A 12,432-nucleotide genomic window follows, 5' to 3' on the forward strand; every position below is an offset into this window, starting at 1 on the left:
TACTTCCTACAGCAGATGGTCGTCTGTGTCGTCAGCTGGTCGCTGGATCAGACCTCGTCGATGGTGGCGGCCGAGTTCGGGCGGCGGGAGAGGTCGATGCCGAGCTCCTCCGCCGCGCGGTAGACCTCGTCGTCGGACTCCTTCATCTCGATGGAGACACCGTCGCTCGAGAGCACCTCGACGTTCAGGCAGAGCGACTGCATCTCCTTGAGGAGCACCTTGAACGACTCCGGGATGCCCGAGTCGGGGATGTTCTCGCCCTTGACGATCGCCTCGTAGACCTTGACGCGGCCGGGGATGTCGTCGGACTTGATGGTGAGCAGCTCCTGGAGGGTGTACGCGGCGCCGTACGCCTCGAGCGCCCACACCTCCATCTCACCGAACCGCTGACCGCCGAACTGCGCCTTACCGCCCAGCGGCTGCTGGGTGATCATCGAGTACGGACCGGTCGAGCGCGCGTGGATCTTGTCGTCGACCAGGTGGTGCAGCTTGAGGATGTACATGTAGCCGACCGCGACCGGGTCCGGGAACGGCTCGCCGGAGCGCCCGTCGAACAGCGCCGCCTTGCCGTCGAGGCCGACCATGCGGTCACCGTCGCGGTTGGGCAGCGTCGTCGAGATCAGCCCCCGCAGCTCGTGCTCCTCCAGGCCGTCGAACACCGGCGTGGCGACCGGGCGGCCGGGCTCCGAGCGGTGCGCGTGCTCGGGCAGCTCGTCCCGCCACGACAGGTCGTCGCCCTCGGCCAGCTCGATGTCCCACCCGCGGCTGGCGACCCAGCCCAGGTGCGTCTCGAGGACCTGGCCGACGTTCATGCGGCCGGGCACGCCGAGCGGGTTGAGGATGATGTCCACGGGCGTGCCGTCCGGCAGGAACGGCATGTCCTCCTGCGGCAGGATCTTGGAGATGACGCCCTTGTTGCCGTGACGGCCGGCGAGCTTGTCACCGACGGTGATCTTGCGGCGGTTGGCGATGTAGACGCGCACCAGCTGGTTCACGCCGGCGGGCAGCTCGTCGCCGTCCTCCCGGTTGAACTCGCGCACGCCGATGACGGTGCCGGACTCGCCGTGGGGCACCTTCAGCGAGGTGTCGCGCACCTCGCGGGCCTTCTCGCCGAAGATGGCGCGCAGCAGGCGCTCCTCCGGGGTCAGCTCGGTCTCACCCTTCGGGGTGACCTTGCCGACCAGCACGTCGCCCGCGCCGACCTCGGCGCCGATGCGGATGATGCCGCGCTCGTCGAGGTCCGCCAGCACGTCCTCGGAGACGTTCGGGATGTCCCGCGTGATCTCCTCGGGCCCGAGCTTGGTGTCTCGGGCGTCGACCTCGTGCTCCTCGATGTGGATCGAGGACAGGACGTCGTCCTCCACGAGGCGCTGCGACAGGATGATCGCGTCCTCGTAGTTGTGGCCCTCCCACGACATGAACGCCACGAGCAGGTTGCGGCCGAGCGCGAGGTCGCCCTCGTCGGTCGCCGGGCCGTCGGCCAGCACGGAGCCGACCTCGACCCGCTGCCCCGCCTCGGCGAGCACGCGCTGGTTGTAGCTGGTGCCCTGGTTCGAGCGGCGGAACTTGGCCACGCGGTACGTCGACGTCGTCGCGTCGTCGTTCTCGACCGTGATGAGGTCGGCCGAGACCTGCGTGACGACACCGGGCTTGTCCGCGGTGATGACGTCGCCGGCGTCGACCGCCGCGCGCCGCTCCATGCCGGTGCCGACCAGCGGCGCCTCGGAGCGGACCAGCGGCACGGCCTGACGCTGCATGTTGGCGCCCATGAGGGCGCGGTTGGCGTCGTCGTGCTCGAGGAACGGGATGAGCGCCGTGGCGACGGAGACCATCTGCCGCGGGGAGACGTCCATGAAGTCGACGTCGGAGGCCGGCACGTCGTCGGTCTCGCCGCCCTTGGTGCGCACGAGCACGCGGTCGTTGGCGAAGGAGCCGTCCTCGTTCAGCGTGGTGTTCGCCTGGGCGATGACGTAGGAGTCCTCGTCGTCGGCCGTGAGGTAGACGACCTCGTCGGTCACCTTGCCCGCGAGCACCTTGCGGTACGGGGTCTCGATGAAGCCGAACGGGTTGATGCGGCCGAACGACGCGAGCGAACCGATCAGACCGATGTTCGGGCCTTCCGGCGTCTCGATCGGGCACATGCGGCCGTAGTGCGACGGGTGGACGTCGCGGACCTCCATGCCGGCACGGTCGCGGGACAGACCGCCCGGGCCGAGCGCGGACAGGCGGCGCTTGTGCGTCAGGCCGGCCAGCGGGTTGTTCTGGTCCATGAACTGCGACAGCTGCGAGGTGCCGAAGAACTCACGGATCGAGGCCACGACCGGGCGGATGTTGATCAGGGTCTGCGGCGTGATGGCCTCGACGTCCTGGGTCGTCATCCGCTCGCGCACGACGCGCTCCATGCGGGACAGGCCGGTGCGCACCTGGTTCTGGATGAGCTCGCCCACGGCGCGGATGCGGCGGTTGCCGAAGTGGTCGATGTCGTCGGTCTCGACGCGCACGTCGTGCGGCTCGCCGTCGCGGGTGCCCGGGATCGACGTCTTGTCGGCGTGCAGCGCGGCCAGGTACTTGATGGTGGCGACGACGTCGGACACCGACAGGGTGCTGTCGCTGAGCTCGGCGGTGACGCCGACCTTCTTGTTCAGCTTGTAGCGGCCGACCTTCGCCAGGTCGTAGCGCTTGGGGTTGAAGTAGAAGTTCTCCACCAGCGCGCGACCCGCCTCGACCGTGGGCGGCTCGCCCGGACGGATCTTGCGGTACAGGTCCACGAGGGCCTCGTCCTGGGTGTGGACGTGGTCCTTCTCCAGGGTGTCGAGGATCGTCGGGAAGTCGGCGAACTCCTCGCGGATCTCGGACTCGGTGAGGCCGAGCGCCTTGAGCAGCACGGTGACGGGCTGCTTGCGCTTGCGGTCGACGCGCACGCCGACGGCGTCGCGCTTGTCGATCTCGAACTCGAGCCACGCGCCGCGCGACGGGATGATCTTCGCCGAGAAGACGTCCTTGTCGGAGGTCTTGTCGGGGGTGCGCTCGAAGTAGACGCCCGGGGACCGCACGAGCTGCGAGACGACGACGCGCTCGGTGCCGTTGATGACGAAGGTGCCGCGGTCGGTCATGAGCGGGAAGTCGCCCATGAAGACCGTCTGGCTCTTGATCTCACCGGTGGTGTAGTTGACGAACTCCGCCGTGACGAACAGCGGGGCCGCGTAGGTGAAGTCCTTCTCCTTGCACTCGTCCACCGTGTACTTCGGGGGCTCGAAGCGGTGGTTCGAGAACGAGAGCGACATCGACTGGCCGAAGTCCTCGATCGGGGAGATCTCCTCGAAGATCTCCTCCAGGCCGGAGGCCTCGGGGACGTCGTGGCGGCCGGCCTCGAGGGCGGCCTCGATGCGGGCCTGCCAGGCCTCGTTCCCGAGGAGCCAGTCGAAGCTCTCGACCTGCAGCCCGAGGAGGTCGGGCGCCTGGAGCGGCTCGTGGATCCGGGCGAAGGAGACGCGGCGGGAAGCGGTGCGGTTCGCGATGGCGTCGGCGGACGGAGCAGAAGGGGTGCGCGAGGCAGCCAAGAGGGGTCCTTCCCTGCAGTTCGATGGCACGCTGTACGCTCGGACGTGCGTCGGGCGCCGGACCGCTGTGGAGAAGGCCGTTCCGAGGGGTCACGACACGTGACCTCAGGGGCGGGACAACATCGGCGGGAGGGCGTCGGGACACAGGCGAGCGCAAAGCGCTAGCGTAGCCGAAGTCGAAAAGAAAGTCCACCCACGCGGGCGTGCGAGCGGACGTCCTCGGCTTCGTCGTGGTCGGAGGACGTTGTCTCGGTGGCCGCCATATGCCGCCCAAGAAACGGTACCTGGACACGCTACCCGCGCCGTCTTCCCCCCGCCACCGATCCCGACGAGCGATCCGTCACACCTGGGACCGCCACCCGGCCGGCGGCGCACCCCGGTGAGGCACCCCGGGCACGACGACGGCCCGCACCCCCGGTGGGGATGCGGGCCGTCGCGTGGGTGATCAGATCACCGGGTGCGGCTGGTGCCGCGGGGGCTCACTTGAGCTCGACGGACGCGCCGGCGCCCTCGAGGGCCTCCTTGGCCTTCTCCGCGGCCTCCTTGTCGACACCCTCCAGGACCGGCTTCGGGGCGCCGTCGACCAGGTCCTTGGCCTCCTTGAGACCGAGGGACGTGAGCGCGCGCACCTCCTTGATGACCTGGATCTTCTTGTCACCGGCGGCGGTGAGGACGACGTCGAACTCCGACTGCTCCTCAGCGGCCTCGGCCTCGCCGCCACCGGCGGGGGCGCCACCGGCCACGGCCACGGCGGCCGGAGCGGCAGCGGTGACGTCGAACTTCTCCTCGAAGGCCTTCACGAACTCGGAGAGCTCGATGAGGGTCAGCTCCTCGAAGACGGACAGGAGCTCTTCGGTGCTGAGCTTCGCCATGATGGCGTTCCTTTCATTCAGCGCTTCACGGACCGTGCGGTCCGCCAGAAGCAGGGGTGATGTGTCGGCACGGCCACCTGGTCAGGCGGCAGCGCCCGCCGATTCCTGCTTCTGACGCAGGGCATCGATGACTCGGGCGACCTGGGTCGGCTTGGCGTTGAAGGCGTAGGCAGCCTGGCTGATCTTGGCCTTCATCGCGCCGGCCGCCTTGGCCAGCAGAACCTCGCGGGACTCGAGGTCCGCGAGCTTCGTGATCTCCGCAGGGGTCAGGGCGTTCCCGTCGAGGACACCGCCCTTGATGACCAGTGCGGGGTTCGCCTTGGCGAAGTCACGCAGACCCTTCGCGGCCTCGACCGGGTCACCGGTCACGAACGCGATCGCGGAGGGACCCTGGAGGTCGGCGTCGAGACCCTCGACACCGGCTTCCTTGGCCGCGATGGTGGTCAGCGTGTTCTTCACCACGGCGTAGGTTGCGTTGCCGCGCAGCGACCGCCGCAGCTCCTGGAGCTGCGAGACGGAGAGCCCGCGGTACTCGGTCAGCACGGCCGCGTTGGAGTCGCGAAGCCTGTTCGCGATCGCTGCGACAGCGGCTGCCTTGTCCGGCCTCGCCATGGCAATCCTTCCGGTGGTGGAGCCACCGGTCACCCCGGGAAAGAGAAAGAGCCCCGGCGCAGGCGCACGGGGCTCGGATGCTCACGGCCGGAGCCGCGGATCGTCATCGTGTCACCTGCGCAGGCCTCCGCACTCTCGCGGGACTTCGGTCTTCGGCTTCCGGAGCGAGCTCTGGGCAGCCTGGGACGACCGGCGGTCTTGGGTTACCCGTGAACTCTACACGACCAGCGGCCCACCACGGTACTCACGCCCACGAGGCGCTCGTCACACGGCGGCAGGGCGCCCGTCGACGGAGAGCGGCCCGAAGCACACCAGCGGTACCGGCTCGGGCTCCGCGGCGACGGCACGGGCGAGCGCCGCAGCAGGGTCGGTCCCCGCCCGCAGCTCGGCGTGCAGGTGCGGCATGACGCGCGCGGCGACGTCGTCCCGCAGCGGTGCGACCGCGCTCACCACGGCGCGCGCGCCGAGCCGCAGCAGGACGCTCGTCATGCCGAGCGGCTCTCCCCCGAGCCGCACCGAGGCGCGTCCGGTCTCGCAGGCGGACAGCACGACGACGGCGCCCGAGAGATCGACGCCGTCCAGCTCGTGCGCGTACAGCGGCCCGTCGGCGAGCCGGACGCAGGAGAACAACGGGTTGTCCGGCTCGTGCACGCCGTGCGCGGCGAGGTGGACCACGTCCGCCCCGGCGATCGCCGCCGTCGTGGCCGCACAGGTCGCCGCCGCCCCGGACAGCGTCGTCACCTCCCCCCACGTCGCGGCGACGAGGCGGGCCTCCAGCTCGGCGGCACGCAGGCCGGGCCCGGCGACGACGACGGCGCGGGACGGGCCGGCACCGGACCGGGACTCGTCGTCGCGCCAGCTCACCCACGAGTCGACGCCGGTCGCCACGCCCTCCCGGGACGGGAGCGAGGCCCACGGCACCGAGAGCAGCTCGCGGCGTGCCGCGACCTGCAGCGGTCCGTCCACCGCGACCGGTCGCAGCAGCAGGTCGTCCAGGCGGGCGAGCGCACGGCGAGCCGAGGTCGCGGCGACCTCCCGCATCGGCGCCGGGATGAGCGCGTTGGCCAGCACCTCGACGTCCTGGCGCACCCGGCGGGCCAGCTCCGTCACCTCGGACAGCGGCCCGAGCTCGAGCAGCCGTGCACCCGTGGCGTCGACACGCACCGCCCGCACCTGGTCGGTCAAGAGGTACGACACCACCGTCGTGCCCGACGACGCCGACCGCAGCCGGGCGATTACGGCCCGCGCCGTGGTGGGCTCCGGCACCAGGCCTTCCCCCGGCCCCGAGAGCTGCCAGGACCGCCGACGCGCCTGGTCCTGGAGCCGCCGTGCCTCCTTCGTGCCGCGATCGGCCGCCGCACGGTCCTTCGGGTCCGCGCTGCCGGCCAGCTCGCGGGCCTCCTCGGCGGCGGTGCGTGCCCGGGTCAGCAGCTCGGCGAGCTCCTCGTCCTGAGGCGGTCGCACCCGGGCGGCCCCGGCGTACGCGGCACGCCCGCGCTCGGTGGCGTCGAACACCGCCGCGGCGCGACCCGTGGCCAACGCCGCCTCGACGTCGACCCGTGCCAGGCGGGATCCGTGCGCGGCGGCGGCCGTGACGGCGTCCACCGAACCGAGGCGCGCCCGATGGTCCGCGAGCACCCGCAGGCCGCGGCGCACGGCGAGCAGGCCCCGGCGGCGATCCCCCGCAGCGAAGGCGACCTGCGCACGGACCGACTCGTGGTGGATGCGCAGCGGGAGGGGGCAGGTGGTCAGACGCCGGACGCCCGCCACGATCGTCTGCGCACGCTCGACGTCGCCCGCGAGCAGCGCCCACTCCGCCGCGAGCAGCCGTGCCCCGGCTCCCGCCTCACGACTCGCCAGAACGCTGCCGTCCACTGCGGACAGAGCGAGCGTCTCCTCGCAGCGGCGGCGCAGGGTCGACCGGCGCGGGCCGGCACGGCGGTCCAGCTCCAGCCGTGCCTCGAGCGCGACGAGCTCCGACTGCAGGGCCCAGCCGTCGTTCCCGACCCGGGCGAAGACGCGCCGGGCACCGCGCGCCCACCGCACCGCTTCCTCCGGCCGACGCAGCAGCAGGGCGCAGCGTGCGCGAGCGAGCATGGTGTCCGCGAGCTCGCCGGTCAGGTCGTCCGCGGCCAGCAGGTCGGCGCACTCGGCCAGCACCTGCTCCGCCTCGGTCACCAGGCCCGCGTCGAGGAGCACCTGGGCCCGTGTCGACTCGGACCAGCCGTCCGGTCCCCCGGGCTGAAGACGTGCCGCCTCGTCGAGCTGCGAGAGCGCCGCCGGGAAGTCGCCCTGCTGATACCTGGCGTAGCCGAGGTTGAGCAGCGCGAAGGCCGCGTACCGGTCGTCCCCGATCTCGCGCGCGTGGAACAGGGCCAGCTCGTGGTCGGACACGACCTCCCCGAGGTCGCCGCACTCGAGCTGGGCGGCCGCACGATTGATGCGCAGGACGGCCTGGTCACGATGGTTCGTCGTGTCCACGGTCGCCAGCGCCCGGTCGAAGGAAGCCACCGCCTGGCGCGCGCGGCCGGCCCGGAGGAGCAGCAGCCCCTCCTGTCCGTGCGCGAGCGCCTCCCAGCTCTCCTCCCCCGCGGCGACCGACAGTGCGAGAGCATCCTCGACGAGGCGCCGCGCGGCCTCGAGGTCACCGGTCAGCGCGTGCGTGCACGCCGCCTGACCGATCAGCGCACGCACGCGCATCTCGACCACCCACGGGCCGTGAACCGCAGGGTCCAGCGGCCCGACGTCCTTCAGCAGCCCCCGGTAGGCTCGCGAGGCAGGGCGCACCTTCGACGCAGCGTTGAGCTCCTGCGCCTCGCGGAGACGTTCGTCGAACGTGGTCCTGCTGGTCACCCGGGGCTACCCCTCCTATGTCACGGAGCCCTCGCCCCCGTCGCCCGTACCGGTGACGGCGAGGGAAGTCGCGCGGGTCACAGCATCCCACGCCACCTCCACGGCGTTGCCGGCCCGGACCTCGGCCGACAGCAGGGCCTGCGCGACCTCGGCTGCGAGGTAGGGCGCTGCGAAGGACGTCCCGCTCCAGGTGGCGTAGCCCCCGGTGAAGTCGTCGGGATCCACCGTGGCTCGGATGCCGGGGCGCAGGCGTTCGGGGAGGCGAGCCTCCGGCGTCTCGGGACCGTCGATCGTCGTCGGCATGGTCGACAGCACCGCGGCCCCGGGACGCACGCAGGTGACCCAGCCGCCGTCGTTGCTGAAGATCGCCGTCGTGCCGTCGGGGTTGGCGGCCCCGGCCACGAGCAACGGCGGATGGGCAGAGGTGAGCTGATCGGCACCGGCGGGCCGGGGCCCGTCGTCGACCTGGGCGACGCGCGGCGCCCACGCCGCGGGGAACATCGGGCGGGTGGTGCCGTCGTTGCCCGAGGCGAGAACCACGACGACTCCCGCTCGCCGAAGTGCGCGCAGCACTCGTCGCAGGGGCCCGTCGTACCCGTAGTCCTCCGGCTGCTCGTGGTAGTAGCCCATGGCCAGGACGACGACGTCGACCTGGTGGTAGCCCGCGTGGCCGGCAACCCCTCGACGGTGGTACCGCAGCAGCCGCCACAGCGTGTGCAGCATCTCCCACTCCGGGATGTCACCAGAACCGCCGAAGGCCCGGACCGCCATGATCACGGCATCGGGGCAGACCTGGTGGACGACGCCGGCCATGAACGTGCCGTGGCCCGCCACCGGATCCAGCGGTCCCGTCAGCGGATCGACGCTGAGCCCACCGAACTCGGCGTCCTCCGAGTCGATCGCCGGGACGGGGAACGTGCCGACCGGGCGTCCGTCGAGAGCCGCTGTGCGCACGACGACCGGGCTGTCCTGCGGGTCCTGCGGGTCGTAGTCTCCGAACCAGGGATGTGACCCGACACCCGTGTCGACCACGGCGACGACGGGCCGGCGCGTGCCGTCCGCGGCCTCCCACGGCGTCGGACCGTCGTCGAGCGTGCGCCGTGGCGGGCCACCGAGGTAGCGCACCGGTGTCAGACCACCGGTGCCGGGCGTGCCGTACTCGTCGATCGCGCCCACCGGCAACGGCGTCGACCGGGGCCGGGCGACCGGGACGAACGGCAGCGGTGTCGACTTCCCCCGACGCTGGGCGCGCAGCACGTGGTCGAGCCCGACCCGGGGCGTCGGCCGGTCGCCCTCGTCCTCGGCGTCCGGCGAGTCCAGGCCGCCGAGCTCGGCCGTGATGCGCTCCAGGACCTGCCAGACGTCGACCTCGAGATCGTCGTCGCGCTCCGGGACGAGTCGCAGCGCGTACCCGAACGTCTCGTCCTCAACGTCGTCCACGGCCAGGTCGCCGAGGGTCCCGTCGTAGACCACCCGGTAGCCCATCTGCGTGGCGATCCGCCGGACTCCGTCGATCCACTCCGTCGGCTCCTCCGTTCCGGCCCAGGGCTCGAGCCCGGTGACGGCACCCTGGCCGCCGGCGGTCAACGCGTCCGCCTCGGGCGTCACGACCCGGCGCAACGCGTCGGGCAGCTCACCCCGGACGATGAGCCGGTCGGCGACGTAGTCCGTCTCGCCCACCCGGGAGGCACCCGGGCTCCGGCGAACCCGCTCTGGGTCCAGGTGCCGGACGGGCCGCCGACCCCCCGCGGCGTCGGCGATGGTCGTCTCGCTCACGTGCTCCTCCTCGAGTCAGGGCACGACGCTCCGGCCCCGTCGGTGGTCGTGGGTGTGTCGTGGTGCGGCTAGAGCTCGACGACCGGCGTCGTCACCGGCGTCTCGCCCTGGCGGATCAGCAGGCTGGCCGGGCCGCGCGGGACGTCGTCGATCACGAAGCGCCCGTCCTCGTCTGACGTCGTGGTGCGCGGATCCTCGTCGGGGCGACGCAGCTCGATCGCGAGCGGCGCCGCCGGGGCCAGCCAGCCGTCGACGCGGACGGTGTCCCGGTCACCGCCGGCGGACAGCGCGATCATGACGGTGAGTCGTTCGTGCGTGAAGGTGATGGTGCGGGTCTCGACCGGGGCGTCGCTGCGCACCGAGCCCACCGGGGCCTCGACGACCTGCAGCTCCATGACCTCGGCCTCCAGCCCGGCCAGCGTCATCGCGAACAGGGACCGCTCGGTCAGACCGTCCGGCACGGGATCCAGGCGCTCGTCCAGCGCCGCGACCCGCGCGAGCAGCGCGGCGTCGGACGCGTCGAACGCCTGGTCGGCGCCCGGCACGTCGTCGAACTCGGTCATGTCCATGAGGTCTCCCCTCGTTCGGTGAGGACGGTGCGCAGCTTGGCCAGGCACCGCCCCCGCGTGGCGCCGATGCTCCCGACCGGCATGCCGATCGCGGCGGAGATGGAGCGGTAGTCCGGGCGGTCGGCGAGCGAGACGAGCCGGAGCAGCTCACGGCAGCGCTCCGGCAGCTCCGCGAGGGCCGCCCACAGCGCGCGGTCCCGCTCGTTGCGCAGCACCTCGGCCTCCGGCCCGGGGGCCGGGTCCGGCAACGTCGTCGTGGTCTCGGCGTCGTCGTCCGGCAGCTCGGTGCGCCGCACGTCGTCGGTGCGGTCCTTGCGCACCGCCTCCCACGCGGCCCGCCGCGCCGTGACCAGGAGCCACTTGAGCGTGGCCTTCGGCTCGTCGATGGAGTCGGCGTGCCGCACCAGGGCGGCCCACGTCTGCTGCACGACGTCGTCCGCCCCCTCGCGTGCCACGCCCTGCGAACGGACGGTGCGCCACAGCAGCGGGTTCGCCTCGCGGACGAACCCGCTCATCGCGTCCGGCCGGCCCTCCCGGAAGGCGAGCAGGGCCTCGGCGGCCCGGTCACCCAGGCTCGATGTCTCGGCAGGACGGTTCATGGCTCCTCGTGCGGCTCCGGCGACGTACCCGGACTCGGGTGGACGCACCGAGCCTAGGGTGGCGTCCCGCCACCCGCGGCTGTCCGGCCTGCCACCCATCAGATTTCACCCTCCGCTCGGCAGTGTCACCTGGTGGGAGGGACACCCGGGCGTCCTGATACGTCCGATCCGGAAGAACTCCGGGAGAGCTCGGGGAGAACGACGAACGGCCCGGCACCCCCTCGGGGGTACCGGGCCGTTCGTGCGGAGCGGGAGGCTCAGGCCTCCGTGAGCTTCGCCGTCTTCGACTGGTCGAGCGGGATGCCCGGACCGAACGTCGTCGTCAGCGTCGCCTTGGTGATGTAGCGGCCCTTCGAGGACGACGGCTTCAGACGCAGGACCTCGTCCAGCGCGGCGCCGTAGTTCTCCACCAGCGCGGACTCGTCGAACGAGGCCTTGCCGATGATGAAGTGCAGGTTCGCGTGCTTGTCGACACGGAACTCGATCTTGCCGCCCTTGATGTCGGACACGGCCTTGGTGACGTCCATGGTCACGGTGCCGGTCTTCGGGTTCGGCATGAGGCCACGGGGACCGAGGACCTTACCGAGACGACCGACCTTGCCCATGAGGTCCGGCGTCGCGACGGCGGCGTCGAAGTCCGTGTAACCGCCGGCGACCTTCGCGATGAGCTCGTCGCCACCGACCTCGTCGGCACCGGCCGCGGCGGCCTCCTCGGCCTTCGGGCCGTTGGCGAAGACGATCACGCGAGAGGTCTTACCGGTGCCGTGCGGCAGGTTGACCGTGCCGCGGACCAGCTGGTCGGCCTTGCGGGGGTCGACGCCCAGGCGGAAGACGACCTCGACGGTCGCGTCGGCCTTGGTCGACGCCGTCTCCTTGGCCAGCTTCACGGCCTCGAGCGGGGTGTACAGGGTGTCGCGGTCGATCTTCGCCGCGGCGGCGCGGTACGCCTTGCTGCGCTGTGCCATCTGCATTCTCCTTGCTGCAGTCGTGGTCGTCGGGTCTGCGCAGACCCTCCCACGTGCCCGACGGCGGTCGTCGGGTCTTCGTCCTCCCGGCCGCGGGGCCGGGAGCCCAGGATCAGTCCTGGACGGTGATGCCCATCGAACGGGCGGTGCCGGCGATGATCTTCTTCGCGGCGTCGATGTCGTTCGCGTTGATGTCCGGCATCTTGGTCTCGGCGATCTCACGGACCTGGTCCTGGGTGAGCTGCGCGACCTTGACGGTGTGCGGGGTCGAGGAGCCCTTGGCCACGCCGGCGGCCTTCTTGATGAGCTCGGCGGCCGGCGGGGTCTTGGTGATGAAGGTGAAGGAGCGGTCCTCGTAGACCGTGATCTCCACCGGCACCACGTTGCCGCGCTGCGACTCGGTCGCGGCGTTGTAGGCCTTGCAGAACTCCATGATGTTCACGCCGTGCTGACCCAGCGCGGGGCCGATCGGCGGGGCGGGGTTCGCGGCGCCCGCCTGGATCTGGAGCTTGATGAGGCCGGCGACCTTCTTCTTGGGAGGCATGTTGCTACCACTTTCTGTTGCTGGGCCGACGCCGTGGGCGATGACCCGGTTGCATGGTCGTGCCGCTCGCGCGGCGCGCCGG

9 protein-coding genes are annotated in these 12,432 nt (G+C 71.7%); all 9 read right to left on the reverse strand.

The window, feature by feature from the left end; translation table 11 throughout:
- Positions 1–47: 47 nt before the first annotated feature.
- Entirely contained in the window at positions 48–3,560 is a 3,513-nt protein-coding gene (rpoB, locus tag HDG68_RS13380; RefSeq protein WP_172152895.1) for a DNA-directed RNA polymerase subunit beta, read from the reverse strand.
- Positions 3,561–4,039: 479 nt separating this feature from the next.
- Positions 4,040–4,432, reverse strand: a complete 393-nt coding sequence (gene rplL / locus HDG68_RS13385; protein WP_172152897.1) for a 50S ribosomal protein L7/L12 — start codon at positions 4,430–4,432, stop codon at positions 4,040–4,042.
- A gap of 81 nt (positions 4,433–4,513) precedes the next feature.
- Positions 4,514–5,044, reverse strand: a complete 531-nt coding sequence (gene rplJ, locus HDG68_RS13390; protein WP_172152899.1) for a 50S ribosomal protein L10 — start codon at positions 5,042–5,044, stop codon at positions 4,514–4,516.
- Between the two features lie 264 nt (positions 5,045–5,308).
- Positions 5,309–7,897 carry a CHAT domain-containing protein gene (locus tag HDG68_RS17595; protein WP_172152901.1) on the reverse strand — a complete coding sequence of 863 codons (2,589 nt, stop codon included), beginning with the start codon at positions 7,895–7,897 and terminating at the stop codon, positions 5,309–5,311.
- A gap of 15 nt (positions 7,898–7,912) precedes the next feature.
- On the reverse strand, positions 7,913–9,673 hold the full coding sequence (locus HDG68_RS13400; RefSeq protein WP_172152903.1) for a S8 family serine peptidase: 1,761 nt from the start codon (positions 9,671–9,673) through the stop codon (positions 7,913–7,915).
- A 68-nt stretch (positions 9,674–9,741) separates the two neighbouring features.
- Positions 9,742–10,242, reverse strand: a complete 501-nt coding sequence (locus HDG68_RS13405; protein ID WP_172152905.1) for a hypothetical protein — start codon at positions 10,240–10,242, stop codon at positions 9,742–9,744.
- Positions 10,233–10,889, reverse strand: a complete 657-nt coding sequence (locus tag HDG68_RS13410) for an RNA polymerase sigma factor (RefSeq protein ID WP_343037577.1) — start codon at positions 10,887–10,889, stop codon at positions 10,233–10,235. The genes HDG68_RS13405 and HDG68_RS13410 overlap by 10 nt, the downstream gene beginning before the upstream one ends.
- A 209-nt stretch (positions 10,890–11,098) precedes the next feature.
- Positions 11,099–11,806 carry a 50S ribosomal protein L1 gene (rplA, locus tag HDG68_RS13415; protein WP_172152909.1) on the reverse strand — a complete coding sequence of 236 codons (708 nt, stop codon included), beginning with the start codon at positions 11,804–11,806 and terminating at the stop codon, positions 11,099–11,101.
- Between the two features lie 112 nt (positions 11,807–11,918).
- Positions 11,919–12,350 carry a 50S ribosomal protein L11 gene (rplK, locus tag HDG68_RS13420; protein WP_172152911.1) on the reverse strand — a complete coding sequence of 144 codons (432 nt, stop codon included), beginning with the start codon at positions 12,348–12,350 and terminating at the stop codon, positions 11,919–11,921.
- Positions 12,351–12,432: the final 82 nt, after the last annotated feature.

Source organism: Isoptericola chiayiensis (assembly GCF_013149805.1).
In the GTDB taxonomy this organism is placed as follows: Bacteria; Actinomycetota; Actinomycetes; order Actinomycetales; family Cellulomonadaceae; genus Isoptericola; species Isoptericola chiayiensis.